The organism is Kitasatospora sp. NPDC058184, from assembly GCF_042883725.1.
Lineage (GTDB): Bacteria > Actinomycetota > Actinomycetes > Streptomycetales > Streptomycetaceae > Kitasatospora.
Genome location: NZ_JBHVVE010000005.1, coordinates 375,954 through 401,445 on the forward strand (window position 1 = coordinate 375,954; position 25,492 = coordinate 401,445).

Here is a 25,492-nt window from a genome sequence, read left to right on the forward strand (position 1 = left end):
GAGTGGAGCACAGTGCCCGAGCTGAGGTCCCGTACGGTCACCCACGGTCGCAACATGGCAGGCGCCCGGGCGCTTCTCCGGGCGGCCGGCGTAGCCCGCGAGGACTTCGGCAAGCCGATCATCGCGGTGGCCAACTCCTTCACCGAGTTCGTCCCCGGGCACACCCACCTCCAGCCGGTCGGCCGGATCGTCTCCGAGGCGATCAAGCAGGCGGGCGGCATCCCGCGCGAGTTCAACACCATCGCCGTGGACGACGGCATCGCGATGGGCCACGGCGGCATGCTCTACTCGCTGCCCTCGCGCGACCTGATCGCCGACTCGGTCGAGTACATGGTCAACGCGCACTGCGCCGACGCCCTGATCTGCATCTCCAACTGCGACAAGATCACCCCGGGCATGCTGATGGCCGCGCTGCGCCTGAACATCCCGACCGTCTTCGTCTCCGGCGGCCCGATGGAGGCCGGCAAGGCCACCCTGGTCGACGGCACCGTGCGCAAGCTCGACCTGGTCGACGCGATCTCCCAGGCGGTCAACGAGAACGTCTCCGACGAGGACATCGCGATCATCGAGGAGAACGCCTGTCCCACCTGCGGCTCGTGCTCCGGCATGTTCACCGCCAACTCGATGAACTGCCTGACCGAGGCGATCGGCCTCTCGCTGCCGGGCAACGGCTCGGTGCTCGCCACCCACACCGCCCGCCGGGCCCTGTACGAGCGGGCCGGGCAGAACGTCGTCGAGATCGCGAACCGCTACTACGGCGGTGACGACGCCTCGGTGCTGCCCCGGGCGATCGCCACCCGCGCCGCCTTCGAGAACGCCATGGCCCTGGACATCGCCATGGGCGGCTCGACCAACACCATCCTGCACCTGCTCGCCGCCGCCCAGGAGGCCGAGCTGGACTTCGACATGCGGGCCATCGACGCGATCTCCCGCAAGGTGCCCTGCCTGTCCAAGGTCGCGCCGAACGGCTCGTACTACATGGAGGACGTGCACCGGGCCGGCGGCATCCCGGCCATCCTCGGCGAGCTGTACCGGGCCGGGCTGCTCAACGAGGACGTCCACACCGTGCACGCCGACTCGCTCGCCGAGTGGCTCAAGACCTGGGACGTGCGCGGCGGTTCGCCGTCCGCCGAGGCCGTGGAGCTGTGGCACGCCGCCCCCGGCTGCGTCCGCTCCGCCGAGGCCTTCTCGCAGTCCGAGCGCTGGGAGTCGCTGGACACCGACTCGGCCAAGGGCTGCATCCGCGGCGCCGAGCACGCCTACTCGGTCGAGGGCGGCCTGGCCGTGCTGTACGGCAACCTCGCCGAGGACGGCTGCATCGTGAAGACCGCCGGCGTGGACGAGTCGATCTGGACCTTCAGCGGCCCGGCCGTCGTGGTCGAGTCCCAGGAGGACGCGGTCGAGGCGATCCTCGCCAAGCGGGTCAAGGAGGGCGACGTCGTCGTCATCCGCTACGAGGGCCCCAGGGGCGGCCCGGGCATGCAGGAGATGCTCTACCCGACCTCCTTCCTGAAGGGCCGGGGCCTGGGCAAGGCCTGCGCGCTGGTCACCGACGGCCGCTTCTCCGGCGGCACCTCGGGCCTGTCCATCGGCCACGCCTCCCCGGAGGCGGCCTCCGGCGGCACCATCGCGCTGGTCGAGGACGGCGACACCATCGCCATCGACATCCCCGGCCGCCGGATCTCCCTGGAGGTCCCGGACGAGGTGCTGGCCGAGCGCCGCCGCGTCCTGGAGGCCACGGGCGGCTACCGGCCGAAGAACCGCGAGCGCCAGGTCAGCCAGGCCCTGCGGGCCTACGCCGCGATGGCCACCTCCGCCGACAAGGGCGCCGTCCGCGACGTGTCCAAGCTCGGCTGAGCCCGAGGCGAACACCGGGCCCGTACGGAACCGGAACGCCGGGCCGTACGGAAACGGAACACCGGGCCCGCACGGAAGCGGAACACCGGGCCCGTACGGAACCGGAACACCGGGCCCGCACCGAACGAGGAGGAGCCGTCCCACCGGCCGGGACGGCTCCTCCGCCGTGTGCGGCGCTCGGGTGATAATCGACGGCGTGAGCGAGCAGCCCCCCACCCCCGCCCCCACTCCCGCTGGCGCCCCCGAGCCGGAGCCGATCCGCTTCTTCGGCACGTCCTGGCTCAACCGGGACAACGGCTACTGGCCGCGCCGGGTCGGTGTCTCGGTCGGTGCCCTGGCCGCGACCGCCGCCGCCGTGCTGGTGCTGCGCTTCGGCATCGAGGGCATCGCGCTCTCCGAGGACGGCACCTTCCTCAACGGGCTGCTGACCGCCGCCATCGCGGTCTGCTCGATGATGGCCGTACGGCGCACCTGGAAGGTGCTCACCGAGGGCCGGGACCAGCTGACCGGCTGGATGGCCGAGGACAAGTCGCTCGGCGCGGTCTGGCTGATCGGCGGGGCCGGCAGCCTGGCCGCCTACTTCGTCCGCAGCCTGGTCGAGGCTCCCGGCGAGGCGGTCCGGCGGGCCGCCCACGAGCGGGCCGTCGCCCAGTACGAGAAGCGCCAGGCGGGCCGCGGCCGCCGGCCCGACACCAAGGCGCCGGGCCGGGCCAAGCGCAAGCGCTGACGTCGGTCAGGTCCGGCTGGCGGAGCCGCAGTTCCCGGTGCCCGGCGGCACCCGGTCCCGGTCGTACGGGTCCGCGGTCGGCCCGGTCGGTACCGGGCCGGGCCGGGTGGACCGGTCGAACTCCGGGTGCAGGAAGCCGTCGTAGCGGCCGCAGGTGCTGTTGCCGAAGCTCTCCACGGTCTCGTCGATCGCGAGCTTCCCCGGATCGACCTGGTACTTGGCCGGGTCGTAGAAGTGGAAGGTGTCCACCTGCCGGACGATGGTCCGGACCGTCTCCGCGAGGTCCGCGGAGCCGTTCGCCGAGGCCGCCTGGTCGGCCGTCTTCGGGCCGGGGCGCAGCGCGTACACGTAGCTGACGTCGGCCCGCATCAGGACGCCGTTCTCCCCGTCGGCCGTGACGTCGATCCGGCCCCGCACCTTGACCACGTCGGTGACCGGGACGGCCTCCCGCGGGTCGAAGCGGGTGAACCAGGCGGTGGGGTCACTGGTCGCCGAGGGGTGGTCCAGCGACGCGGCCGCGGCCTCCCGGGTGCGGCCGTCGAGCATCGCCAGCGCGGCGTCCGGGCGGCCGCCGGACACCACCTTCGGGTCCAGATGGGCCGCCGCCAGGTAGGCCCGCACCGACTGCAGCCGGGCGGCCACCTCGTCGGCACCGAACGCGCCGGTGGCCCGGGGGGTCTTCGGCAGCTCGATCCCGTCCGTGCCGGCGGCCCAGTCCTCGGCGGGGGAGCCGGCCCACGGGTGGTCGGGGGTCGGCTGCCGTCCGTCGCGCTCCGCCGCCGGGCTCGCGGAGACCGGGTGGTCGGAGGCGTAGCCGAAGTGGGTGGAGTACCAGAGCTTCAGCCCGTCGATGTTCAGTGCCACGAGCAGCACGGCGACGGTCAGCAGGACGTAGAGCGGCGTGCGCCACTCCAGGCGGCGGCGCGGACGCGGGTCGCCCCACGCGTCGACCGCCCGCGCCGGGCGGACGGGCTTGCGGCGGAAGCGGCGCCCGCGCGCCGCGGGGCCGTCGTTGACCGAGCGGCGGCCGCCCGGATCGACCGGCGGGGTGTGCTTCCACCGGGCGGACAGCATGCGGGTGCGCCCGCTCTGCTCCTTGACGGTGGCGTTGCGGACGAACTCCTCGTCCAGGACGAGGTCGGCGAACGGGTCCTTCCGGCCCGCCCCGGACGGGTCGGACCCGTTCGGCTCGTCGCCCCCGGCGGGGCGCGGTTCCGGTTCTTCGGCGATCGGCATCGCGCCAGTATGCCGACGGGGTCTGACGATCCCTCGATCGGGGGCACACCGTGTGGTGAACACCTGTGCGTCGTCCGCGGGACCGGTGCCGTTCGTCCGGAAGCGCGCCGGTGCGGGCGCCCGCTCAGTCCTTGCCGCGGGCCTGCTTGACCGAGCCGACCACCCCGGCGATCGCCAGCAGCAGGCCGGCCGGCAGCAGCGAGATGAAGAAGGCGCCGAACAGGCCCTCGTCGCCGAGGAACAGTTGGGCCAGCGTGTTCAGGACCAGCAGCCCGCCGGCGGCCGGGAGCGCCGACTGCCACGGGTGCTCGTTCGCCCAGCGGCGCAGCCTCCGGTCGGTGGTGTCGCGCCGCAGCCGGCCGCCGACGGTGCCGACCAGGAAGAAGAAGAACAGGCCCCAGCCGGCCGGTGAGGCCAGCATGCTCAGCGACCAGTCCCCGGTGATCGCATCGATCCCCAGGGCCGTCGCCCCCACCACCGCACCGACCCCCGCGGCGGTCCGCCACGGGCCCACGGTCGCCGAGGCGACGGCGAGTTGCCGGTTCTCACGTCGGGACATTTCGTCGTGTGCCATGGCTCCACGGTGCGCCCGTGGGAGCCGGGAGGCCATAGGGGAAACCCCCGAGATTTCTCCCTAGGGGCCTGTCCTCCGCCAGGCGGCCGGGTGGGCGGCGACCACGGAGCGGACGGTCCCCGCACGGGCGGCGACCACGGAGCCGATGGTCCCCGCGCGGGCCGCGACCACGGAGCGGACGGTCCCCGCGCGGGCCGCCGGGCGGTGCGAGGATGGCGGCAGTACCGAGGCAAGGAGCGGGAGCGGACCATGGGCAGCAGCGGAGCACACGGACAGAAGATCGCCTTCCTGGGCACCGGCAAGATCGGCGAGGCCCTGCTCTCCGGTCTGCTGCGGGCCGGCAAGGACCCGGCCGACGTCCTGGTGACCGCCCGCCGTCCCGAGCGGGCGGCCGAACTCGCCGACCGCTACGGCGTGGTGGCCGTCTCCAACGCCGAGGCCGCCAAGCTCGCCGACACCCTGATCCTCGCGGTCAAGCCGCAGGACATGGGCGCCCTGCTGGAGGAGCTGGCCCCGCACGTCGGCGCGGACCGGCTGGTGATCTCGGCCGCGGCCGGCGTTCCCACCGCCTGGTTCGAGGAGCGGCTCGCGGCGGGCACCCCGGTGGTCCGGGTGATGCCCAACACCCCGGTCCTGGTGGACGAGGGGATGAGCGTCATCTCGGCGGGCTCGCACGCGGGCGAGGAGCACCTGGCGCGGGCCGAGGAGATCTTCAGCTCGGTCGGCAAGGCGCTGCGGCTGCCCGAGTCCCAGCAGGACGCGGCCACCGCGCTGTCCGGCTCCGGGCCGGCCTACTTCTACTTCCTGGTGGAGGCGATGACCGACGCCGGCATCCTGCTCGGGCTGCCCCGGCAGGTGGCGCACGACCTGATCGTGCAGTCCGCGATCGGCGCCTCGGTGATGCTGCGGGACTCCGGCGAGCACCCGGTGAAGCTGCGCGAGGCGGTCACCTCCCCGGCCGGCACGACCATCGCGGCGATCCGCGAGCTGGAGAACCACGGGGTGCGGGCCGCCCTGCTCGGCGCCCTGGAGGCGGCCCGGGACCGCTCCCGGGAACTGGCCTCGGGCGGGAAATGACCGCTGCGCGACCCCTCCCGTAATCGCGGCGCACCCCCTACGCTCTCGCCAACATCGTCCTACCGGCCGGTAGCGCGGTTCGTGTGGAGTCCGCCTGGAGGTCCGCTTGAGTGCCGCCCCGCCCGTGGTCCCGCCCGTTCCGCCCGCCGCGTCGCCGCCCCCGGCGGCGCCCGGTCTGCGCACCGGGCGGGCCGCGCTCGCCGCCGCCTTCCTGCTCCAGGGCGTCACCTTCGCCCTGCTGGTCACCTGCATCCCGGAGATCCAGCACCGGTACGGGCTGAGCGACGGGCTGCTGCCGGTCTTCCTGGCCGCGGTGCCGGTGCTGGCCGGGGTCGGGTCGATCGCCTCCGAGCGGCTGGTGAAGCGCACCGGCGCGCGGGCCGTGCTGCGGGTGGTCCAGCCCGCCGTCTGCCTGAGTCTGGCGGCCGCCGGACTGGGCGGGGCGCTGTGGCAACTCGCCCTGGCACTGGGCGCGTTCGGGCTGCTGGTGGGCGCGCTGGACGCCAGTATGAACATGCTCGGGGTGGGGCTCCAGCACCGCTACGGCCGCTCGATCATGATCGGTTTCCACGCCGCGTTCAGCCTCGGCGGCATCCTCGGCGCGGCCCTCGCGGGCCTCGGCTCGCACTACGACCTCGGGCTGCCGCTGCTGTTCGGCACGGCCGCGGCGGTGATCGCCCCGCTCGCCCTGCTGGCCGGCGCCTTCTTCGCCGGTCCGGCCGAACTCGGCGACGCCGTCCGGGAGGCGGCCGAGGCCGCCGCCCGGTCCGTCCCCTGGCGTCCGCTGCTGCCGCTCTGCCTGGCGATGGCCTTCGCGTACATCGCGGACTCCTCGGTCTCCAACTACAGCGTCAAGTACCTCACCGACGGGCTGGGCAGCCGGGAGGACCTCGCCAAGCTCTCCTACCTGGGCTACATGGTCGCGATGCTGCTCGGCCGGGCCCTGGGCGACCGCGCGGTGCAGCGCTTCGGCGCCGTCCCGGTGGTCCGCGTCGGTGCCGCGCTGGCCGCGCTCGGCTTCGGCCTCGCCGCGGTCGCGCCCGCCGCCTGGGCGGGCATCGCCGGCTTCACCGTGCTGGGCTTCGGCATCTGCGCGATCATCCCGCAGGTGTTCGCGGCCGGCGGCCGGCTCTTCCCGGCCGACTCGGACGCCGCGGTGGCCCGGCTCAACCTCTTCAACTACGTGGGCTTCCTGGTCGGTTCGCCGCTGGTCGGGGCGATCGCGGACGCGAGCTCGTACCGCTGGGCGCTGCTCGCCCCGATGCTGCTGGTGCTCGCCGTCCTGCCGCTGGCCGACCGCTTCGCCCCGGCGCCGGCGCCGGCGCAGGCGGTGGCCCCGGCCGCCGGGTGACGCTCCCGGCCCCCGCCGCCGGGTGACGGCGGGGGCGGTCGGCGGGGCGGGGGTCAGCTGATCACGGTCTGCAGGCCGGGCATGCCGTCGAGGAAGGGGCCGCTCCTGGTCTTGACGACCGGGTAGCCGTACTCGGCGTAGACGTACGGGGCCCAGTTCAGTGTGTACGACCCGGTCCAGGGCGGCGTGGAGGTGATTCTGACGGTGGCCGTGACGGTGCGGGTGGCGCCCGGCGCGATCGGCACCGTGGGATGGAAGTTGACGGAGTTGCCGCCGAACACGCAGTCCACCTGGTCCCCGCCGCAGCCGGTGAAGGTGAACGCGCCGGTCAGCTGGTTGGAGGGGAAGCTCGGCCCGATCCACTCGTACGCGAAGGTGATGGGGGCGGATTCGGTGTTGGTGAGGGAGAGGGTCAGGGTCAGTTCATCGCCCGGTGCCGCCGTCTTCTTGTCGACGGAGGCCGAGACGCCGGTGATCACGCCGTCGTCGCGGGTGGTGGCGGAGGCCGGCTGGGCGGCGAAGATCAGGCCAAGTCCCAGTACCGTGGCGAGAATTACCCCGACGCGTTGCACGCTGAATGGCTTCATGGCGGATGAGAATAGGGAGTTGTGAAGGCCGCGTCTGCGGCTCCTTCACGCCATCTTCAACCGTTGCCGGAAAGCCCTTGCCCCCGCCGTCGGGTGACGGCGGGGGCGTTCGACGGGACGGGGGTCAGCTGATCACGGTCTGGAGTGAGGGCACCCCGAAGGTCCAGGTCTGGTCCTTGGCGGTGCCGGTGGTGCCCACCTGGCCGAACTCGTAGTAGACGTACGGCGCCCAGTTCAGCGTGTACGGGGCGGTGCCCCACGCCGGGGTGTCGGTGATCTTGACGGTGAGCGTGACGCTCTTCGTCGCGCCGGGTGCGATCGGCGCGTTGAAGTGGAAGTTGGCGCTGTTCCCGGTGAACGCGCAGTCGGAGGTGTCACCGGTGCAGCCGGTGATGGTGAACGCTCCGGCCTGCGTGTTGGCCGGCCAGGTCGGCTGGACGGCCTCGTAGGCGAAGTAGATGGGACTGTTCTCACTGTTGGTGAGCGACAGCGTCAGGGTCAGCTGGTCTCCCGCCTTCGCCGTCGACTTGTCGACCGCGAAGGTGGTGCCGCTGACCGCGGCGGAGGCCGGCTGGGCGGCAAAGAACACGCCAAAACCCAGTATTGCAGCGAGAATTACCCCAAGGCGTTGCACGCTGAATGGCTTCATGGCGGAGAGGATATGGAGTCGCAAAGCTTTTGTCTGCACCGCCTCAACACCCGCCTCCACAGTCGCCCCACAACTTCCGTAGTTTCATCGCGCACCTGCCGCCCGGCCGTCCCCACGAGCGCCGCCCCGGCGCGCCCTGACGGCGGCCCGGCCACCGCCACCCGCTACGGTGGAGGCCATGCCCGAAGCCGAGCGTGACACCCCCTGCGGCCTGCACCTCTTCTGGGACGAGGCCGTCACCGCCTACGACTTCGGCCCCGGCCACCCGATGGACCCGACCCGGCTGGCCCTCACCATGCGCCTGGTCGAGGCCCTCGGACTGGACACCGGCCCCGGGGTGACCGTCCGCTCCGCACCGCCCGCCGGCGACTCCACCCTCCGGCTGGTGCACACCCGGGAGTACGTCGAGGCGGTCCGGAACGCCGCCGCCCACCCCGACCGCTCCGACCCGCTGCACGGACTCGGCACCGACGACAACTGGTCCTTCCCGGCGATCCACTCGGCCTCCGCGCTGATCGCCGGCCAGTCGGTGGCCGCCGCCGAGGCGGTCTGGCGCGGCGAGACCCCGCACGCCGTCAACTTCGCCGGCGGACTGCACCACGCGATGCCCGGCAAGGCCTCCGGCTTCTGCGTCTACAACGACCCGGCGCTGGCCATCGCCCGGCTGCTCGAACTCGGCGCCGAGCGGGTCGCCTACGTCGACGTGGACGTCCACCACGGCGACGGCGTCCAGGCGGCCTTCTGGAACGACCCCCGGGTGCTCACCGTCTCGCTGCACGAGCACCCCGCCACGCTGTTCCCACAGAGCGGCTGGTCGATCGAGACCGGCGGCGAGGACGCCCCCGGCTCCGCCGCCAACCTGCCGCTGCCCGCGGGCACCGGCGACGCGGGCTGGCTGCGCGCCTTCCACGCCCTGGTGCCCGAACTGCTCGACGCCTTCCGGCCGCAGGTCCTGGTCACCCAGCACGGCGCCGACACCCACCTGGAGGACCCGCTCGCCCACCTCGCCGTCACCGTGGACGCCCAGCGGCTGATCGCCGAGGCGCTGCACGACCTCGCCCACCAGCACGCCGGCGGCCGCTGGGTGGCCACCGGCGGGGGCGGCTACGCGGTGGTGGACGTCGTCCCGCGCACCTGGACCCACCTGGTCGCCACCGCCGCCGCCCGGCCCGTCGACCCGGCCACCGAGACCCCCGAGTCCTGGCGCGCCGAGGTCTACCGCCGCACCCGCCGCCCGGCCCCGCTGCGGATGACCGACGGCGCCCGCCCGGCCTGGCGCGACTTCGACTCGGGTTACGATCCGGCCGACCGACTCGATCAGGCCATCCTCGCCACCCGCCGCGCGGTGTTCCCCCACCACGGACTGCTGGCCTGAACCCGCCGTCCCGGAAGTGCCCAGCCCGGGAGGTGCGTACGAGGGGCGGTGCCATCCGCAGAGCGGCGACGTACTGCAACCGTCCTATCTCCCACCGTACGAGGACTGCACTTCCCCTCTTCCCACTGGTACCACCCATAACTACTCTGGGGATACACGTGTGCCGGTGGAGTCACCGGAGGGGAAGCCGGTGCCTTGCACACGGGTAAGGGTCGGGTGATGGTCATGAGTTCCGTCGAGCGCCCCCTTCAGGAAGTCGTCTTCCTGACCGTGGCGGAGGTCGCCGCGGTCATGCGGGTGTCCAAGATGACGGTGTACCGGCTGGTGCACAGCGGAGAGCTGCCGGCCATCCGGGTCGGACGGTCCTTCCGGGTGCCCCAGCAGGCGGTGCACGAGTACCTCAAGGAGTCCTACGTGCGGCTCGAGAGCGCGTAGCGGCGGCGCGCGGGTGCGGGTCCACGACCGTTGGACCCGCCCCCGTTCGCCGTGGATTTCCCGCGAGTTTCCCGGTCCCGGGGAACACGATTACGGCCTTCGCACCATCGACGGTAGGCTAGGCCCTCACGTCAGTCGTATGGACTCCGTCTCTCACGGGCGAGAGTCTCAGTGAGCGAGGGTTGTTCCGTGGGCTCTGTCATCAAGAAGCGTCGCAAGCGTATGGCCAAGAAGAAGCACCGCAAGCTTCTCAAGCGCACTCGCGTTCAGCGTCGTAACAAGAAGTAAGCGGCCCCGGCCGCGCCTAGCGCGCCCAGCGCTTCCACCGCCCGTCCAGGCCCGTCGTGGCCTGGGCGGGCGGTGTCGTTTCACGGCCCCGTGGGGCGGCGCGGTACGGTGCACGCAGGCCGCTCGGGCCGAGGGAACGGGGGTGCAGCACCGTGGGCGTGGTCGTGCTCGTCACCGGCGTGGCGCGCCGGCTCGGTGCCCGCTTCGCCGCCGAGGTCCGCCGCCGGCCGGGCGTCGACCTGGTGGTCGGCGTGGACGTGCAGCCGCCCCGGCTGCCGCCCGAGGAGCCGTCCGGCCCGGCCGCCCCGTACCGCTTCCACCAGCTCGACCTGCGCCGTCCGGCGCTCTCCCGGGTGCTCGCCGAGCACCGGGTGGACACCGTGGTGCACCTCAGCGTCAGCGCCACCGGCCTGGGCTCCACCAACCGCTCCGCGGTGAAGGAGTCCAACGTGATCGGCACCATGCAGCTGCTCGGCGCCTGCCAGAAGGCCCCCGGGGTGCGCCGGCTGGTGGTGAAGTCCACCACCGGTGTCTACGGCTCCGCGCCCCGCGACCCGGCGGTGTTCAGCGAGCGGATGCAGCCCAAGGACCCGCCCGGCGGCGGCTTCGCCAAGGACGCGGCGGAGGTCGAGGGCTACGTCCGCGGCTTCGCCCGGCGCCGCCCGGACGTCGCGGTGACGGTGCTGCGCTTCGCCAACATCGTCGGCCCGAACGCGGACACCCCGCTCAGCGAGTACTTCGCGCTGCCCGTGCTGCCGACCGTGCTCGGCTACGACCCGCGGCTGCAGTTCGTGCACGAGGACGACGCCGTCGCGGTGCTCTGCCGGGCCGCCGACGAGCCCGAGCCGGGCACCGTCAACACCGGGACCTTCAACGTGGCGGGGGAGGGCGTCCTGCTGCTCTCCCAGTGCGCCCGCCGGCTCGGCCGGCCCACCCTGCCGCTGCTGCTGCCCGCGGTCAGCTGGATGGCCGTGCTGGCCCGGCAGACCCGGCTGGTGGACGTCTCGCCCGAGCAGCTGCGGCTGCTCACCCACGGCCGGGTGGTGGACACCGCGCGGCTGCGCGACACCTTCGGCTACCGTCCGGCGTTCAGTACTCCGGAGGCCTTCGCCGACTTCGCCGCCGCCGGAGGGCCGGGCCTGCTGCCGCCCGAGCGGCTGGCCGCCGTCACCGACCGGCTGACCGCCCTGCTCGGCCCGGAAGCGGCCGGGCCCGCCGGGCCGGGCGCCGGTCCGGACGCCGTACCGAACCGCCCCCGCCGACCGAGGAGCTGAATCCGCGATGAGTGCCGCAGCCGAGAACGCGCCGGGCGAGGCCAAGGTCATCCCGATCGAGACGGCCCCCAGCTGGACGTCGCCCGAGGGGCCGAATCCGGCCGACCGGCTCGCCGAGGCCGTCGGCGGGGCGCTGGCCGGCCCGCTCGGCCCGGCCGCCACCCGGCTGTTCGGCAAGGGCTGGGAGGGCCGCGCCGCCGAGCGGCTGGCCTTCCTGCGCCGCCGGGTGACCGGCGACTACGAGGTGGACGAGTTCGGCTTCGACCGGGAGCTCACCGAGGAGGTGCTGCTCTCGCTGCTGCGCCCGCTGGCCGAGAAGTACTTCCGGATCGACGTCCAGGGCGCGGAGCACATCCCGGCCGAGGGCGGTGCGCTGATCGTCGCCAACCACTCCGGGACGATCCCGCTCGACGCCCTGATGACCCAGGTGGCCGTCCACGACCACCACCCCGCCCGGCGGCACCTGCGGATGCTCGCCGCGGACCTGGTCTTCGTGCTGCCCGGCATCAACGAGCTGGCCCGCAAGGCCGGCCACACCCTGGCCTGCAACGAGGACGCCCAGGCCCTGCTGGAGCGCGGCGAACTGGTCGGGGTCTGGCCGGAGGGCTTCAAGGGCATCGGCAAGCCGTTCTCCGAGCGCTACAAGCTCCAGCGGTTCGGCCGCGGCGGCTTCGTCTCCTCGGCACTGCGGGCGCGGGTGCCGATCGTGCCCTGCTCGATCGTCGGGGCGGAGGAGACCTACCCGATGATCGGCAACGTGAAGACGCTGGCCCGGCTGCTGGGCCTGCCGTACGTGCCGATCACCCCGACCTTCCCGTGGCTGGGCCCGCTCGGGGCGCTGCCGCTGCCGACCAAGTGGACGATCCGCTTCGGCGAGCCGATCGCCACCGACACCTACCCGGCGGAGGCGGCGGACGACCCGATGCTGGTCTTCGACCTGGCCGACGAGGTGCGCGAGACCATCCAGCACACCCTCTACGAGCTGCTGGTGCAGCGGCGTTCGGTGTTCTTCTAGGAGAACCCGGGGGTTCCCGGGGTTCCCTGGGGACGGCGAGGGCCCGGCGGATATCGCACTCCGCCGGGCCCCCACCGCCCTGCTGTCAGCCGCCCAGGATGCGCAGCCCGGGCAGCAGGTCCGGAAGCAGCGGGGGAACCTCGACGCCCTGCGGCTGGGCCGCGTTCGGGGCGCTGGGCGAGGCCTGCTGCGGTCCCTGCGCCGGGGCCGCGTCGGCGCTCGGCGAGGGCTTGGTGCCGGTGAGCCCGCTGGTGAGACCGCCGACCAGGCCGTTGACGGCGTCGGGGGCGCTGCTGGGCAGGGTGTCCGGCAGGACACCGCCCTTGCCGCCGTTGCCGGAGGCACCGGCGCCGGGGTAGGCCGGGGCGTGCTCGGTGGCGCCGGGGCGGTTGCCGGCGGCGCCGGAGCCCGGGGCCTGGTCGGTGCCGGCCGAGGTGCCGGAGCCGGCCGCCGGGGAGCCGGCCGGGGAACCACCGGTCGAGTGGGACGAACCGTCGCCCGCTCCGTCGCCGGCCGCGCCACCGCTCTGAGCGGGGGGCAGGACCAGGCGCAGGGGCGCGACGTCCTCGCTTATGTCGTCGAAGAGCCGGTTCACCAGGTCGGCCTGCTGGGTGAGCTGGACGGGCAGTCGGCCCTGCAGCTCGCTCCACCGGCCGTCCTCGTCGTGGGCGAAGCCCGCCAGGGCCCGCATCGGGTCGAGCGAGCCGTTGCTGCGGTAGACCGAGCGCAGCAGCTCGCGGCCCTTGAGGGCGTCGGCGTGCATGTCGTCCAGGGCGCGGCGGACCTGTTCGACGGTGGCCGGGCTGAGCGCGCCGGCCTGGTCGGTGCGGCCGACCAGGGTCTTGGCCTCGCCGAGCCGGGTGGCCGCGTTGTCGAGCAGCATCTCGCCGCGTTCGGAGTCGGAGCCCGCGAAGTCGAGCCGGAGACCTTCCAAGCCGCGTTTGAGGCCGTACAGGCTGTCCCCGGGGAGGGCGTTGGAGCTGGCCGCGGCGACGCCGGCCAGGCTGCCTACGGCGAGCCCGGCGACCAGCCCGCCGATCGCGAACCGGCGGCTCCAGCGGCCGCGCGGCGCCGTCCGGATCGCCCGGTGGCGGCGCTGGCGGGGCACCGGGGTGCCCGTCCCGCCGGCGAAGGCCTGCTCGAACGCGGCCATCAGCTGGGCGCGTTGGACCGTATGGACCTCCCGGTCCAGCACCGGCCCGGGCAGTGCCCCCAGTGCGTCGGCCAGTCCGACCAGCCCGGCCATCGCGGCCGAACCCGCGCCGGTGGCAGCGGTGTTGTCCGATTCGGCGTTGGCCGCAGCGCGTTGCTCCGCCTGGTGGGCCTCCAGCGCCTCGGCGAAGGCCTTCGCCCGCCGGTGCTCAAGCACGTTTGCCGTCACGGGCCACACCTCCCTTCGTCGTTGTCGACAGCCCGGCCCGCCGGACGGTTGCCCCGGCTGGCCAAAGCCACTCCATCGGGTGATAGGCCGCAATTCGACTTGACCGTACGCCTGGTGGGGGCTTGCACGTTGGCCAACGAGCGGTGCGGGCGGTCGGTTACGCACGGCAGATCATCGGACCTACCGTTCACCCTGACGTGTCGGCCGGGCGCGAACGATGACGGCCGGCCGGACCGTACGGTGCCGGACCGCACGGAGCCGGTGCCGTCCTCGGCGCGGCTCATCGCGCGTCGGGCGGGAGCAGCCGGGCCAGGGTGCGGACGGCGCGGTACTGGAGGGTCTTGATGGCGCCCTCGTTCTTGCCCATGATCCGGGCCGTCTCGGCCACCGACAGCCCCTGCAGGAAGCGCAGGGTGACGCACTCCTGCTGCTGCGGGTTGAGCCGGCGCACCGCGTCCAGCAGGGCGGCGTTGGAGAGCGACTCCAGCACCGACTCCTCGGGGCTGCGCTCGCACTCGTTGGAGTCGAGCATCTCGCCGGTGGTGACCTCCAGCCGGAAGCGGCTGGACTTGAAGTGGTCGGCGACCAGGTTGCGGGCGATGGTGACCAGCCAGGCGCCGAAGTCCCGGCCCTGCCAGGTGAAGGTGCCGATCCGGCGCAGGGCGCGCAGGAAGGTCTCGCTGGTGAGGTCCTCGGCGGTGGCCCGGCTGCCGACCCGGTAGTAGATGTAGCGGTAGACGGTGTCCGCGTAGTGGTCGTAGAGCCGGCCGAAGGCCTCGCTCTCGCCGGCCTGGGCCCGTTCGACCAGCTCCATGACCGGGTTGTGCTCGGTCTCGTAGCCGGGGCTGGGCGCGGTCCGGGCGCGGCCCCGGCCGGCGCTGCCGGTGCGGCCGCGCGAGCCGGTGCCGGTCGAGCCGGCGGCGGTGGTGCGCAGTGCCAGGCCGGGCGGCTGCGGCTGCGGCTGGACGAACGGTCCGCCGGCGAGCGCGAGTTGGGGCGTGGCGGCGAACTGGCTGCGGAGCAGGGTGCGCAACAGGGTCAGGCCCGTGGAGATCTGCCGCTCGGCGGTCGGCCGGTCGCGGAGGCCGGTGCGGGGACGCAGGGGCGCGGACGACGGGCGGGAGGGTGCAGGCGCGTCGTTCCGGACGGGTGGGTACACGGGACTCCCAGAGGCAGAACTGTGGACGGATCACCTCCGCCTGCGCGGAGAGCACTCCCCGAAGCGTCCGTTCGAGCGGGACGCGTGGTGACGTGCATCCAGGAGAGAATAACGCTTTGTGCAATGACAGCTACACCGTGTGGTCGAAGTGGTCGTTTGGGATCCATTTGTTGCGCATGTTCGGCTGACATTGACCGGAGCTGTCATCGTTCATCCGGCTTAACGTGATCGAACGGGCGCTCAGGGTGACCAATTTGGCGGCCTGGGGGGCGGTTTCCCAGCCTTGGGGCTCGGCAACCCCTGACTTTCCCGGCCTGGCGAACGATCAGAACCGGTCACCGGGCGACAGGTTCGAGCAGGTGACGCGGACTGCCGTGTGACGGCGGGGAGTTCGCCCGTAAGAGGGGCCAGGTCAGAGGCCTTGTTGACGACCGCTCACCCGCCGGGGCGAGCCCGACCGGGCGGCCTCCGAACGGCCCCGGAGAGCCCCGGAGCGCCTCGGAGAGTCTCCGGAAAGCTTCCGGAAAGCCTCCGGCGGCCCGGACGGCCGTCCGGCACGAGGCTCGGGGCCGGGGTTCCGGGCCGGGGTTCGGGCGGGTGGTTCAGGCCCGGTGGCGGCGCCGGTTCAGCGCCACCCCGGCCGCCGCCGCGCCGGCCAGCACCCCGAGCGCGGCCGCCGCCGGCAGCCCCACCCGGGCCGCCTTGCGCCCGGTCCGGAAGTCCCGCACCCGCCAGCCCTGGGCCCGGGCGTGGCGCCGCAGCGCGCCGTCCGGGTTCACCACGTACGGGTGGCCGACCAGCGAGAGCATCGGGATGTCGTTGGCCGAGTCGCTGTAGGCGGCGCAGCGGTCGAGGTCGAGGCGCTCGCGCCGGGCCAGGGCCCGGACGGCGGCGGCCTTGGCCGGGCCGTGCAGCAGGTCGCCGACCAGTCGGCCGGTGTAGCGGCCGTCCCTGGCCTCGGCGACGGTGCCCAGCGCGCCGGTCATGCCGAGCCGCCGGGCGATGATCCGGGCCACCTCCAGCGGGGCGGCGGTGACCAGCCAGACCCGTTGGCCGGCGTCCAGGTGCATCTGGACCAGGGCGCGGGTGCCCGGCCAGATCTTGTCCGCCACGACCTCCTCGAAGATCTCCTCGCAGATCGCCTCCAGGTCGGCGGTGGGCTTGCCGGCCACGATGCCGAGGGCGGACTGCTTGGCGTCCGAGATGTGGTCCGGGTCCTCGGTGCCGTGCAGCCGGAACCAGGCCTGCTGCCAGGCGAAGCGGGCGATGTCGCGGCGGGTGAGGAAGCCGCGGCGGTAGAGGCCGACGCCGAGGTAGAAGATCGCGGCGCCGCGCAGGATGGTGTTGTCGCAGTCGAAGAAGGCGGCGGCGCGGGGGTCGTCCGGGTCCGGGGTGTGGTTCTCGGCGGGGGCCTTGGGGGTCCGTCCGGGCTTGGCCGCGGCCGGTGCGTCCGGCCCGGCGGCGTCCCCGGGGCCGGTGCTGCCCCCTGGTCCGGCGGTGTCCCGGGGCCCGGCGTCGGGTGCCGGCTCGGCCCGCAGCGCGGCCTCGGCCGCCTCGGCCGCGGCTTCGCCGGCCAGGGCGCTCCGCTCGCTGCTGGAACGCCTTGCCTGGGTGAGCCTTCTGAGCACGGCCATGTCATCGAGGATAGCCAGCCGGGCGCCCGGTGGCCGTGACGCAGCCGTGCCCGCGGGGTGAACAGCTCCACCGGGCGCGGGCCCCGGGGGCGGGTGGGCGCCATGGCGGAGAATGGGGTGGTGAGCCCACTGCTGCGACGTAAGAGCCCCGAGCCCGCGGGCCGGACCGTGACCCTGGTCGGCAAGCCCGGCTGCCACCTGTGCGACGAGGCCCGCGAGGTGATCCTCCGGGTGACGGGGGAGTTGGGCGCGTCCTTCGAGGAGCGGGACATCACCCGGGACGAGGAGCTGTACCGCCGTTACTGGGAGCAGATTCCGGTCACCCTGATCGACGGTCGCCAGCACGACTTCTGGCGGGTCGACGAGCGCCGGCTGCGCACCGCCCTCGGCGGCTGAGTGTGCGGCCGGGCGCGGCCGGGCGGCGGCTGAGCGGGGTCTGACCGCGCGTTCGTCCGCGCACCGGCCCCCGCCGATCGGCGGGGGCGGTTCGCCGAATCGTTGCCAAAGACACTCCGTTCCGGCTTGGGACGGGGCGGGTTGGTCGGCTTACGATCGAACGCGTTTGCGCCCGTGGGGGGCTGAGCACACGAGGAGTGCGCCATGCTTCCCGGTCCTGTCCCTGGGGCCCCCGGAGCCCCGGAGTTCCGGACGGCCCCCCGGGGCTTCGCCGTGGTGGACGTGGAGGCGACCGGCCGCAGCCCGTGGCGGCACCGGGTGGTCGAGGTCGCGGTGGTGCTGCTCGACGAGCGGCTCCGCCCCGAGGGGGAGTTCGCCACCCTGCTGGACCCGCTGGGCCCGGTCGGCCCGACCCATGTGCACCGGATACGCCAGTGCGACGTCGAGGGCGCCCCGCGCTTCCGCGAGATCGCCCCGTGGCTGCTGGAGCTGCTGGCCGGCCGGGTGCTGGTCGGTCACCACGTCAGCTGCGACCACGCGTTCCTGGATCGCGAGTTCGCCCGGATCGGGGTGCCGCTGCCGCCCGTCCCGCTGCTGTGCACGATGCGGCTGGCCCGCGCCCACCTGCCGGAGGCCCGGAGCCACGGCCTGGCGGCCTGCGTGGAGGCGGCGGACCTCGGCTGGTACCCGGCGCACACCGCGCTGGGCGACGCCCGGGTGACCGCCGAGCTGCTGCGGTACTGCCTGGACGCCCCGTCCTGTCCGTCGGACGACTGGACCGGCCCGCTGCGGGAGGCCGCCCGGCTGCCCTGGCCCCGGCTCGGCCGGGCCCGCTCCCGCCCGTCCGGCGCCGCCGTCCCGCTGCTGCGCCGGGAGGCGTCGTACGGCCCGTGGCTGCCCGATTCCCAGGCCCCGGAGGTCGTGCTGACCCAGGCCGGTGCTATGCGTTCGATGGCGTGATGCGCATCACTGTGCGGGGACAAAACGGACACCATCTTTGTGCACACGTTCACAAACACATAGCCTGGCTGCCTAAGCCCAGCTTCACCCACAGGAGCACCGTGGCAATCGGCCGATCACCACAGAGCAGTTCGCAGACGCCCGACCAGGGCGCCGCGCGCCGACCCTCGCGTGCCCGGGGCATCCCGGAGGCGACGGTCGCCCGCCTGCCCCTCTATCTGCGGGCCCTCACCGCGCTCTCCGAGCGCTCGGTGCCGACCGTCTCCTCCGAAGAGCTGGCCGCCGCCGCCGGCGTGAACTCGGCCAAGCTGCGCAAGGACTTCTCCTACCTCGGCTCCTACGGCACCCGCGGCGTCGGCTACGACGTCGAGTACCTCGTCTACCAGATCTCCCGCGAGCTCGGCCTGACCCAGGACTGGCCGGTCGTCATCGTCGGCATCGGGAACCTCGGCCACGCGCTCGCCAACTACGGCGGGTTCGCCTCCCGAGGCTTCCGGGTGGCCGCCCTGTTGGACGCCGATCCCCACGTGGTCGGTTCCACCGCGGCCGGGCTGCCGGTGCGGCACATGGACGAGCTGGAGTCGATCGTCGAGAGCCAGCACGTCTCCATCGGCGTGATCACCACCCCGCCCGGCGCCGCCCAGCAGGTGTGCGACCGGCTGGTGGAGGCCGGCGTCACCAGCATCCTGAACTTCGCCCCGACCGTGCTGTCCGTCCCGGACGGCGTGGACGTGCGCAAGGTGGACCTCTCCATCGAGCTCCAGATCCTGGCCTTCCACGAGCAGCGCAAGGCCGGCGAGGAGCCGGACGACCGCGCCGAGTCGGTGCTGGACCGCGCCCCCGGTCCGGTCCGGGCGGCCGCCGCCAAGCTGCGCCGCGCGGCCGGCGGCAGCGGCAAGGGCCGGGGCGCCGCCGAGCCGGCGGCCAAGGACCAGGCCGAGCAGGCCAAGGGAAAGTCCGCCAAGGGCGGCGACGGGGATCTCTCCGCGGTGATGCCCGCATGAACACCGAGAGCTGTGGGGGGCGGGCATGAGCCTTCTCGTCGTAGGGCTGAGCCATCGCACGGCCCCGGTCGGGGTACTGGAGCGCGCCGCGCTGACCGGTGACGTGCCGACCCGGCTGCTGCACGACGCGGCCGCCACCGCGACGGTCGGCGAGGCCGCGCTGCTGAACACCTGCAACCGGATCGAGCTGTACGCGGACGTGGACAAGTTCCACGCCGGCGTCGCCGAGCTGTCGCTGCTGCTGGCCCACCACAGCGGGGTGGACCTGGAGGAGCTGACCTCCCACCTGTACGTCCACTACGAGGACCGCGCCGTCCACCACCTCTTCTCGGTGGCCTGCGGCCTGGACTCGATGGTCGTCGGCGAGGGCCAGATCCTCGGCCAGCTGCGCGACGCGCTGGCCAAGGCCCAGGAGGAGCACACCGCCGGGCGCGGCCTGAACGAGCTGTTCCAGCAGGCGCTGCGGGTCGGCAAGCGGGCGCACAGCGAGACCGGCATCGACAAGGCCGGCCAGTCGCTGGTCACCTTCGGCCTGGAGCAGGTCGCGGCGGGCGCGGGCGAGATCGCCGGCAAGCGCGCGCTGGTGGTCGGCGCCGGCTCGATGAGCTCGCTGGCCGCCGCCACCCTGGTCCGCTCCGGCGTGACCGACCTGCTGATCGCCAACCGGACCCCGGCCCGGGCCGAGCGGCTGGTCGAGATCCTCGGCCCGGACGTGGCCCGGGTGCTGGACCTCGCCAAGGTGCCGGAGGCGCTCGCCGACGTGGACCTGGTGATCTCCTGCACCGGCGCGGCCGGTGTGGTGGTCCGGGCCGAGGACGTGGCCGCCGCCGTCGCCTCCCGCAGGTCCCCCGAGCCGCTCGCCCTGCTGGACCTGGCCATGCCGCGCGACGTCGACCACGCCGTGCACGAGCTGCCCGGCGCCCTGCTGGTGGACCTGGAGAGCCTCTCCCACGCGCACGCCGCCAGCCCCGGCGCCGGCGACGTCGACCAGGTGACCCGGATCGTCTCCGACGAGGTGTCGGCCTTCGGCGCCGCCCAGCGGGCCGCCCGGATCGCGCCGACCGTGGTCGCGCTGCGCTCGATGGCCTCCGACGTGGTCGCCGCCGAGCTCGGCCGGCTGGACTCCCGGCTGCCCGACCTGGACGAGCGTTCGCGCGCCGAGATCACCCAGACCGTCCGCCGCGTCGTCGACAAGCTGCTGCACGCCCCGACCGTCCGGGTGAAGCAGCTGGCCGCCGAGCCCGGCGGCGCCTCCTACGCGGAGGCGCTGCGGGAACTGTTCGACCTCGACCCGGCGGCCGTGCACGCCGTGTCGGGCACGCCCGTCGGCGGCGCGCCCCAGCCCTCGGCCGGGGGCACCAGATGAACCGTCAGCCATCCCACGAGTACCACCGGGACGATCACCTCATGAATGGTCAACCGATCACGGAGCAGCCCTCGGCCACCGCGGCCCTGCGGCTCGGCACCCGGCGCAGCGCCCTCGCCATGGCGCAGTCGGGCATGGTGGCCCGCGAGGTGACCAGGGTCACCGGGCGCCCCGTCGAGCTGGTCGAGATCACCACGTACGGCGACACCTCCCGGGAGTCGCTGGCCCAGATCGGCGGCACCGGCGTGTTCGTCTCCGCGCTGCGCGACGCGCTGCTGGAGGGCCGGATCGACTTCGCCGTGCACTCGCTCAAGGACCTGCCCACCGCCGCCCCCGAGGGCCTGGCGCTGGCCGCCGTCCCCGAGCGCGAGGACGTCCGGGACGCCCTGGTCGCCGCCGAGGGCCTGGCCCTGGAGGAGCTGGTCGAGAAGCTCGCCGGCGCCGGCCGCCCGGCCCGGATCGGCACCGGTTCGCCGCGCCGGATGGCGCAGCTGAACGCCTGGGCCAGGGCCCGCGGCGCCCAGCTGGAGACCGTCGCGATCCGCGGCAACGTGGACACCCGGATCGGCTTCGTGACCAGCGGCGAGCTGGACGCGGTGGTGCTGGCCACGGCCGGCCTGAACCGGCTCGGCCGCAGCGCCGAGATATCCCAGCACCTCGACACCGAGGTGATGATCCCGGCCCCCGGCCAGGGTGCGCTCGCGATCGAGTGCACCACCGCCGACGAGGAGCTGACCGCCGCGCTCGCCGCGCTGGACCACGCCCCCACCCGGGTCGCCGTGGCCGCCGAGCGCGCCCTGCTGGCCACCCTGGAGGCCGGCTGCTCGGCACCGGTGGCCGCGCTGGCCACCTGGGGCCGGGAGAACGAGCTGCGGCTGGACGGCGTGGTCGGCGACCCCGACGGAACCGCCCTGCTGAAGATGTCCGCCAACGGTCCGATCGTCCTCGACGAGACCGCCGAGCAGCGGGCGGCGGCCCTCGGCCGCACGCTGGCTGACCGGCTGCTCGCCGCGGGCGCGGCCGCCCTGATGGGGGAGCGAGCCCGATGAGCCCCACCACCGCCGCCACCGACGCCCTGTTCCCGGCGGGACAGCCCGCCACCGGACGGTGCACCTTCCTGGGCGCGGGCCCCGGGGACCCGGGGCTGCTGACCCTGCGCGCGGTCGAGGTGCTGTCCACCGCCGACGTGCTGGTCGCCGACCCGCTGACCGCCGCCGCCGTGCGCAGCCACTGTCCGGCCGGCGTGCAGGTGCACGCCCCCGCCGCCGAGGGCGCCGACTTCGACCTGGCCAAGGTGGTCGCCGAGGCCGTCCGCTCCGGCAAGCACGTGGTGCGCACCGTCGACGGCGACCCCGGCCTGGACGGCTGCGCCGCCGAGGAGATGCTCAGCTGCGCGGGCGACGGGATCCCGTTCGAGGTGATCCCGGGCGTCGCCCAGTCGGTCGGCGTCCCGGCGTACGCGGGTGTCCCGCTGCGCGCCGGTTCCGGCACCGACGTGCGCTTCGTGGACGGCGCCGCGCTGCTGGCCGGCAGCCCGGTCGACCTGGGCGCGCCGGAGACCACCCTGGTGGTCCGCACCACCCTGGGCCAGCTGCCGGCCACCGCCGCCGCGCTGGTCGCGGGCGGCCGCAAACCGGAGTCGGCGCTGAGCGCCACGCTCTCCGGCACCACCACCCGCCAGCGGACCTTCACCTCCTCGCTGTCCGGGATCGCGGCTGACCTGAAGGCCGCCCGGGTGCTGCCCTCGCCGGTCTCCGCCCCGGTCGACCCGGCCACCTCGGTGATAGCCGTGGTGGGCGAGCAGGTGGCCCACCGGGCCTCGCACTCGTGGTTCGAGACCAAGCCGCTGTTCGGCTGGAACGTCCTCGTGCCGCGCACCAAGGAGCAGGCCACCGGCCTGTCCGAGCAGCTGCGCTCGTACGGCGCGGTGCCGCAGGAGGTGCCGACCATCGCGGTCGAGCCGCCGCGCACCCCGCAGCAGATGGAGCGGGCCATCAAGGGCCTGGTCACCGGCCGCTACGAGTGGATCGCCTTCACCTCGGTGAACGCGGTGCGCGCCGTCCGGGAGAAGTTCGAGGAGTACGGCCTGGACGCCCGCGCGTTCGCCGGGATCAAGGTCGCGGCGGTCGGCGAGACCACCGCGCAGGCCCTGGTGGACTTCGGCGTGAAGCCGGACCTGGTGCCCTCCGGCGAGCAGTCCGCGGCCGGGCTGCTGGAGGACTGGCCGCCGTACGACCCGGTCTTCGACCCGATCGACCGGGTGCTGCTGCCGCGCGCCGACATCGCCACCGAGACCCTGGTGGCCGGCCTGGTCGAGCTGGGCTGGGAGGTCGACGACGTGACGGCGTACCGGACGGTGCGCGCCTCGCCGCCGCCGGCCGAGACCCGCGAGGCGATCAAGGGCGGCGGCTTCGACGCGGTGCTGTTCACCTCGTCCTCGACCGTCCGGAACCTGGTCGGCATCGCGGGCAAGCCGCACAACGTCACGGTCATCGCCTGCATCGGCCCGGCGACCGCCAAGACCGCCGAGGAGCACGGCCTGCGGGTCGACGTGATGGCCCCGGCGCCGTCGGCGGCCGCGCTGGCCCAGGCGCTGGCGGACTTCGGTGCCAAGCGCCGGGACACCGCGACGGCCGCCGGTGAGCCGGTCTACCGGCCCAGCGAGCGCCGCCCCGGCTCGCGTCGCAAGGCCCGCTGAGAATTCTTAACTATGCTGCCGGGGGCGGCCGTTCGTCGCCCCCGGCACTGCACAACCGTTCGGAGAGAGAAGCCGTGTCCGCTGAATTCCCGTACGTTCGCCCCCGCCGGCTGCGCCAGAGCCCGGCGATGCGCCGGCTGGTGGCCGAGACCCGGCTGCACCCGGCGGAGCTGATCCTGCCGCTGTTCGTCCGCGAGGGCGTCAGCGAGCCCGTCCCGGTGACGTCGATGCCGGGCGTGGTCCAGCACACCCGGGACACCCTGCGCAAGGCCGCGGTGGAGGCGGCCGAGGCGGGCCTGGGCGGCCTCATGCTGTTCGGCGTCCCGGAGGTGCAGGACGCCGTCGGCAGCGAGGGCACCAACCCGGACGGCATCCTCCAGCAGGCGATCCGGGACGTGGTCTCCGAGGTCGGCGACTCCCTGGTGGTCATGTCGGACCTCTGCCTGGACGAGTACACCGACCACGGCCACTGCGGCGTGCTGGCCGCCGACGGCAGCGTCGACAACGACGCCACCCTGGAGCGCTACGCCGAGATGGCCCGGGTGCAGGCCGACGCCGGCGTCCACCTGGTCGGCCCGTCCGGCATGATGGACGGCCAGATCGCCGTGGTCCGGCGGGCGCTGGACGAGGCCGGGCACCAGGACGTGGGCATCCTCGCCTACACCGCCAAGTACGCCTCGGCCTTCTACGGCCCGTTCCGCGAGGCCGTCGGCTCCTCGCTCAAGGGCGACCGCAAGTCGTACCAGCAGGACCCGGCCAACGCCCGCGAGGCGCTGCGCGAGCTGGAGCAGGACCTCGCCGAGGGCGCCGACATGGTGATGGTCAAGCCGGCCATGGCCTACCTGGACATCCTGCGCCAGGTCGCCGACGCCTCCCCGGTGCCGGTCTCCGCCTACCAGGTGTCCGGCGAGTACGCGATGGTCGAGGCGGCCGCCGCGAACGGCTGGATCGACCGGGAGCGGATGATCATGGAGACGCTCACCTCGATCCGCCGCGCGGGCGCCGAGCAGATCCTCACCTACTGGGCCCTCGAAGCCGCCGCGCTGCTCAAGTAGCGGACCCTGTACGGCGGAAGGCCGGGCCGCTCCCGTGGGGGAGCGGCCCGGCCTTCCCGGTTCCCGCTAGGCCGTGTCCGGCAGGCCTCAGAAGCCCACGTCGCCGGCGTGCCCGAAGCCCGCGCCGCCGCCGACCAGGTCGGTCGAGGTGGCGGCGCCGCCGCCGAAGCCGCCGGCGGCGGTGTCCCCGGCGTGGGCGAGGCCGAAGCCCCCGCCGGCCAGGAACGGCTGGTCGGCGGAGGCGACGAGCTCGCCGCCGCCGACGACGCCCACGTGGGCGAAGGCCGGGGTGGCGGCACCGGCGAGCGCCAGTGCGGCGGCGGCGGTCAGGGCGGCCTTGGCCAGCTTGCTCTTCATGGAACTGCCCTCTCTCTGGGAGCGCCCCCGCGGGCGCTCTGACACGTGTTCACATCCGGCGGTCCGGACCGGCCCGCCGCTCACCCGGCCGGACCGCGCTGCGGCGGTCGGCCGGACACTTCGTCCGCACAGCCCGGAGGGCCCGGGGAGGTGTTCCTCCCCGGGCCCTCCGACCGTGCCGTGCCCCGTGATCAGCCGATCAGGTGCGAGACACCCGCGTCGCCCGTGGACTGGGTGTTCTGGCCGACGTTGCAGATCTGCTTCGGCTGGTTGTTCAGGACCGGGACCTCGACCGGAACCGCGATGCCGATGACGGCGACCGCGATGTTGTGGACCTCCGGCAGGCAGATGTTCGGGTTGTCCAGAACGTGGCTGTTCGGGCTGCCGTTGCCGGCGGTGCCGGTGTGGTTGGTGCCGCCGTTGCCCTGGACGGAGGTGGCGGCGCCGTCCGAGTCGACGATGGCGGAGGCCGAGCCGGCGGACATCGCGAGGGCGGCGGCGGCCAGGCCGGCGGCGGCGAGGGACTTCTTGATCATTTCTGGTTTTCCTCTCGGGGTGAATCGGGGGGCGATTCGAAGGTGGAACAGCGGGTGGTGCAGGGAGATCAGGGCGGCGACCGATCAGCCGATCAGGTGGGACACGCCGCCGTCGCCCTGGCTCTGGGTGCCCTGGCCGACGGTGCAGTACTGCCGACCGCCGTTGTTGGCGATCGGGACCTCGACCGGGACTGCCACACCGAGCACGCCGACGGCGATGTTGTGGATCTCCGGCAGGCAGATGTTCGGGTTGTCCAGGAAGTGGAAGTTCGGGCTGTTGTTCCCGACCGTGCCCGTGAAGTTGGTGCCGCCGTTGCCCTCGATCGAGGCGGCGGCGCCGTCCGCGTCACCGATGGCCGAGGCCGGGCCGGCGGCACCGGCCAGCGCGGCGACGGCCAGGCCGGCGGCGGCGAAGGACTTCTGGATCATGGGAGATCCCTCTCTGAAATGCTCTTTGGATTCCTTGCGTACGGCGCTGAGAACGCTCAGACCCGGTCGGCA

The 25,492-nt window shown here is 73.8% G+C and carries 26 protein-coding genes; 16 read left to right on the forward strand and 10 right to left on the reverse strand.

Annotated features, from left to right (window positions below; translation table 11 throughout):
* The first annotated feature begins 12 nt into the window (after positions 1–12).
* On the forward strand, positions 13–1,857 hold the full coding sequence (gene ilvD / locus ACFVXH_RS12450) for a dihydroxy-acid dehydratase (protein ID WP_074004027.1): 1,845 nt from the start codon (positions 13–15) through the stop codon (positions 1,855–1,857).
* 196 nt (positions 1,858–2,053) lie between these two features.
* Positions 2,054–2,584 carry a hypothetical protein gene (locus tag ACFVXH_RS12455; RefSeq protein WP_107418827.1) on the forward strand — a complete coding sequence of 177 codons (531 nt, stop codon included), beginning with the start codon at positions 2,054–2,056 and terminating at the stop codon, positions 2,582–2,584.
* 6 nt (positions 2,585–2,590) lie between these two features.
* Here the strand turns inward: ACFVXH_RS12455 and ACFVXH_RS12460 are convergent, their stop codons facing one another.
* Positions 2,591–3,820 (reverse strand): hypothetical protein, encoded by a 1,230-nt coding sequence (locus ACFVXH_RS12460; protein ID WP_387822732.1) that lies wholly within the window; start codon positions 3,818–3,820, stop codon positions 2,591–2,593.
* A 124-nt stretch (positions 3,821–3,944) separates the two neighbouring features.
* The gene (locus ACFVXH_RS12465) at positions 3,945–4,394 is read right to left on the reverse strand and encodes a hypothetical protein (RefSeq protein ID WP_147409126.1); all 450 of its coding nucleotides are present in this window, start codon (positions 4,392–4,394) and stop codon (positions 3,945–3,947) included.
* Positions 4,395–4,643: 249 nt separating this feature from the next.
* On the opposite strand from ACFVXH_RS12465, the gene proC reads away from it, so the two are divergent.
* The gene (proC, locus tag ACFVXH_RS12470) at positions 4,644–5,471 is read left to right on the forward strand and encodes a pyrroline-5-carboxylate reductase (RefSeq protein ID WP_049652199.1); all 828 of its coding nucleotides are present in this window, start codon (positions 4,644–4,646) and stop codon (positions 5,469–5,471) included.
* 175 nt (positions 5,472–5,646) lie between these two features.
* Positions 5,647–6,822, forward strand: a complete 1,176-nt coding sequence (locus tag ACFVXH_RS12475) for an MFS transporter (protein ID WP_387822892.1) — start codon at positions 5,647–5,649, stop codon at positions 6,820–6,822.
* A 53-nt stretch (positions 6,823–6,875) separates the two neighbouring features.
* Here the strand turns inward: ACFVXH_RS12475 and ACFVXH_RS12480 are convergent, their stop codons facing one another.
* Entirely contained in the window at positions 6,876–7,409 is a 534-nt protein-coding gene (locus tag ACFVXH_RS12480) for a hypothetical protein (protein ID WP_107086457.1), read from the reverse strand.
* Positions 7,410–7,533: 124 nt separating this feature from the next.
* Positions 7,534–7,998 carry a DUF11 domain-containing protein gene (locus ACFVXH_RS12485; RefSeq protein ID WP_049652197.1) on the reverse strand — a complete coding sequence of 155 codons (465 nt, stop codon included), beginning with the start codon at positions 7,996–7,998 and terminating at the stop codon, positions 7,534–7,536.
* 238 nt (positions 7,999–8,236) lie between these two features.
* Here ACFVXH_RS12485 and ACFVXH_RS12490 point away from each other — a divergent pair, with 238 nt between their 5' ends.
* The 5 genes from ACFVXH_RS12490 to ACFVXH_RS12510 all read left to right on the forward strand — a co-directional run bounded on the left by ACFVXH_RS12490 (position 8,237) and on the right by ACFVXH_RS12510 (position 12,445).
* On the forward strand, positions 8,237–9,433 hold the full coding sequence (locus ACFVXH_RS12490; RefSeq protein ID WP_049652196.1) for an acetoin utilization protein AcuC: 1,197 nt from the start codon (positions 8,237–8,239) through the stop codon (positions 9,431–9,433).
* 225 nt (positions 9,434–9,658) lie between these two features.
* Positions 9,659–9,868, forward strand: coding sequence for a helix-turn-helix domain-containing protein (locus ACFVXH_RS12495; RefSeq protein WP_045699258.1), 210 nt, complete (start codon positions 9,659–9,661; stop codon positions 9,866–9,868).
* Positions 9,869–10,057: 189 nt separating this feature from the next.
* On the forward strand, positions 10,058–10,156 hold the full coding sequence (locus tag ACFVXH_RS12500; protein WP_003948845.1) for a 30S ribosomal protein bS22: 99 nt from the start codon (positions 10,058–10,060) through the stop codon (positions 10,154–10,156).
* 152 nt (positions 10,157–10,308) lie between these two features.
* Positions 10,309–11,430: an NAD-dependent epimerase/dehydratase family protein gene (locus tag ACFVXH_RS12505; protein WP_049652195.1), complete on the forward strand. Its 1,122-nt coding sequence runs from the start codon at positions 10,309–10,311 to the stop codon at positions 11,428–11,430.
* A gap of 7 nt (positions 11,431–11,437) precedes the next feature.
* Positions 11,438–12,445 carry a lysophospholipid acyltransferase family protein gene (locus ACFVXH_RS12510; RefSeq protein WP_259316633.1) on the forward strand — a complete coding sequence of 336 codons (1,008 nt, stop codon included), beginning with the start codon at positions 11,438–11,440 and terminating at the stop codon, positions 12,443–12,445.
* Positions 12,446–12,530: 85 nt separating this feature from the next.
* On the opposite strand, the gene ACFVXH_RS12515 is transcribed toward ACFVXH_RS12510, so the two are convergent.
* From ACFVXH_RS12515 to ACFVXH_RS12525, 3 genes are all read right to left on the reverse strand, one after another.
* Entirely contained in the window at positions 12,531–13,826 is a 1,296-nt protein-coding gene (locus ACFVXH_RS12515; RefSeq protein ID WP_074004022.1) for a DUF5667 domain-containing protein, read from the reverse strand.
* Between the two features lie 280 nt (positions 13,827–14,106).
* On the reverse strand, positions 14,107–14,880 hold the full coding sequence (locus ACFVXH_RS12520) for an ECF subfamily RNA polymerase sigma factor, BldN family (protein ID WP_049660260.1): 774 nt from the start codon (positions 14,878–14,880) through the stop codon (positions 14,107–14,109).
* A gap of 707 nt (positions 14,881–15,587) precedes the next feature.
* Positions 15,588–16,619 carry an HAD family phosphatase gene (locus tag ACFVXH_RS12525; RefSeq protein WP_074004021.1) on the reverse strand — a complete coding sequence of 344 codons (1,032 nt, stop codon included), beginning with the start codon at positions 16,617–16,619 and terminating at the stop codon, positions 15,588–15,590.
* A 102-nt stretch (positions 16,620–16,721) separates the two neighbouring features.
* Between ACFVXH_RS12525 and ACFVXH_RS12530 the strand changes: the two genes are divergently transcribed.
* The 7 genes from ACFVXH_RS12530 (at position 16,722) to hemB (ending at position 24,098) form a co-directional block, all read left to right on the forward strand.
* Entirely contained in the window at positions 16,722–17,015 is a 294-nt protein-coding gene (locus ACFVXH_RS12530; RefSeq protein WP_049650473.1) for a glutaredoxin family protein, read from the forward strand.
* 204 nt (positions 17,016–17,219) lie between these two features.
* Positions 17,220–17,975 (forward strand): exonuclease domain-containing protein, encoded by a 756-nt coding sequence (locus tag ACFVXH_RS12535; RefSeq protein WP_387822740.1) that lies wholly within the window; start codon positions 17,220–17,222, stop codon positions 17,973–17,975.
* A gap of 107 nt (positions 17,976–18,082) precedes the next feature.
* Complete coding sequence (locus tag ACFVXH_RS12540) at positions 18,083–18,979, forward strand: redox-sensing transcriptional repressor Rex (protein ID WP_049650497.1); 897 nt, start codon at positions 18,083–18,085, stop codon at positions 18,977–18,979.
* A 25-nt stretch (positions 18,980–19,004) separates the two neighbouring features.
* On the forward strand, positions 19,005–20,345 hold the full coding sequence (locus ACFVXH_RS12545; protein WP_049650475.1) for a glutamyl-tRNA reductase: 1,341 nt from the start codon (positions 19,005–19,007) through the stop codon (positions 20,343–20,345).
* A 41-nt stretch (positions 20,346–20,386) separates the two neighbouring features.
* Complete coding sequence (gene hemC / locus ACFVXH_RS12550) at positions 20,387–21,394, forward strand: hydroxymethylbilane synthase (RefSeq protein ID WP_049650476.1); 1,008 nt, start codon at positions 20,387–20,389, stop codon at positions 21,392–21,394.
* Positions 21,391–23,043, forward strand: a complete 1,653-nt coding sequence (locus tag ACFVXH_RS12555; RefSeq protein ID WP_049650477.1) for a bifunctional uroporphyrinogen-III C-methyltransferase/uroporphyrinogen-III synthase — start codon at positions 21,391–21,393, stop codon at positions 23,041–23,043. The genes hemC and ACFVXH_RS12555 overlap by 4 nt, the downstream gene beginning before the upstream one ends.
* 74 nt (positions 23,044–23,117) lie before the next feature.
* Positions 23,118–24,098 carry a porphobilinogen synthase gene (hemB, locus tag ACFVXH_RS12560; RefSeq protein ID WP_117488311.1) on the forward strand — a complete coding sequence of 327 codons (981 nt, stop codon included), beginning with the start codon at positions 23,118–23,120 and terminating at the stop codon, positions 24,096–24,098.
* A gap of 87 nt (positions 24,099–24,185) precedes the next feature.
* On the opposite strand, the gene ACFVXH_RS12565 is transcribed toward hemB, so the two are convergent.
* The 3 genes from ACFVXH_RS12565 to ACFVXH_RS12575 all read right to left on the reverse strand — a co-directional run bounded on the left by ACFVXH_RS12565 (position 24,186) and on the right by ACFVXH_RS12575 (position 25,420).
* A complete protein-coding gene (locus ACFVXH_RS12565; protein WP_380744907.1) occupies positions 24,186–24,455 on the reverse strand; it encodes a hypothetical protein in 270 nt (89 codons plus the stop codon).
* Positions 24,456–24,646: 191 nt separating this feature from the next.
* Complete coding sequence (locus ACFVXH_RS12570; protein WP_074004017.1) at positions 24,647–24,991, reverse strand: rodlet layer protein; 345 nt, start codon at positions 24,989–24,991, stop codon at positions 24,647–24,649.
* An 84-nt stretch (positions 24,992–25,075) separates the two neighbouring features.
* The gene (locus tag ACFVXH_RS12575; RefSeq protein ID WP_049650481.1) at positions 25,076–25,420 is read right to left on the reverse strand and encodes a hypothetical protein; all 345 of its coding nucleotides are present in this window, start codon (positions 25,418–25,420) and stop codon (positions 25,076–25,078) included.
* Positions 25,421–25,492: the final 72 nt, after the last annotated feature.

What these genes read in the sequence shown, in the direction of transcription:
- ACFVXH_RS12495 (WP_045699258.1), top strand. Translation starts at nt 9,659, where the DNA reads ATGAGTTCCGTCGAGCGCCCCCTTCAGGAAGTCGTCTTCCTGACCGTG.
- ACFVXH_RS12465 (WP_147409126.1), bottom strand. Translation starts at nt 4,394, where the DNA reads ATGGCACACGACGAAATGTCCCGACGTGAGAACCGGCAACTCGCCGTC.
- proC (WP_049652199.1), top strand. Translation starts at nt 4,644, where the DNA reads ATGGGCAGCAGCGGAGCACACGGACAGAAGATCGCCTTCCTGGGCACC.
- ACFVXH_RS12575 (WP_049650481.1), bottom strand. Translation starts at nt 25,420, where the DNA reads ATGATCCAGAAGTCCTTCGCCGCCGCCGGCCTGGCCGTCGCCGCGCTG.
- ACFVXH_RS12480 (WP_107086457.1), bottom strand. Translation starts at nt 7,409, where the DNA reads ATGAAGCCATTCAGCGTGCAACGCGTCGGGGTAATTCTCGCCACGGTA.
- ACFVXH_RS12570 (WP_074004017.1), bottom strand. Translation starts at nt 24,991, where the DNA reads ATGATCAAGAAGTCCCTCGCCGCCGCCGGCCTGGCCGCCGCCGCCCTC.
- ACFVXH_RS12460 (WP_387822732.1), bottom strand. Translation starts at nt 3,820, where the DNA reads ATGCCGATCGCCGAAGAACCGGAACCGCGCCCCGCCGGGGGCGACGAG.
- ACFVXH_RS12545 (WP_049650475.1), top strand. Translation starts at nt 19,005, where the DNA reads ATGAGCCTTCTCGTCGTAGGGCTGAGCCATCGCACGGCCCCGGTCGGG.
- ACFVXH_RS12555 (WP_049650477.1), top strand. Translation starts at nt 21,391, where the DNA reads ATGAGCCCCACCACCGCCGCCACCGACGCCCTGTTCCCGGCGGGACAG.
- ACFVXH_RS12530 (WP_049650473.1), top strand. Translation starts at nt 16,722, where the DNA reads ATGGCGGAGAATGGGGTGGTGAGCCCACTGCTGCGACGTAAGAGCCCC.
- ACFVXH_RS12525 (WP_074004021.1), bottom strand. Translation starts at nt 16,619, where the DNA reads ATGGCCGTGCTCAGAAGGCTCACCCAGGCAAGGCGTTCCAGCAGCGAG.
- ACFVXH_RS12535 (WP_387822740.1), top strand. Translation starts at nt 17,220, where the DNA reads ATGCTTCCCGGTCCTGTCCCTGGGGCCCCCGGAGCCCCGGAGTTCCGG.
- hemC (WP_049650476.1), top strand. Translation starts at nt 20,387, where the DNA reads ATGAATGGTCAACCGATCACGGAGCAGCCCTCGGCCACCGCGGCCCTG.
- ACFVXH_RS12565 (WP_380744907.1), bottom strand. Translation starts at nt 24,455, where the DNA reads ATGAAGAGCAAGCTGGCCAAGGCCGCCCTGACCGCCGCCGCCGCACTG.
- ACFVXH_RS12510 (WP_259316633.1), top strand. Translation starts at nt 11,438, where the DNA reads ATGAGTGCCGCAGCCGAGAACGCGCCGGGCGAGGCCAAGGTCATCCCG.
- ACFVXH_RS12490 (WP_049652196.1), top strand. Translation starts at nt 8,237, where the DNA reads ATGCCCGAAGCCGAGCGTGACACCCCCTGCGGCCTGCACCTCTTCTGG.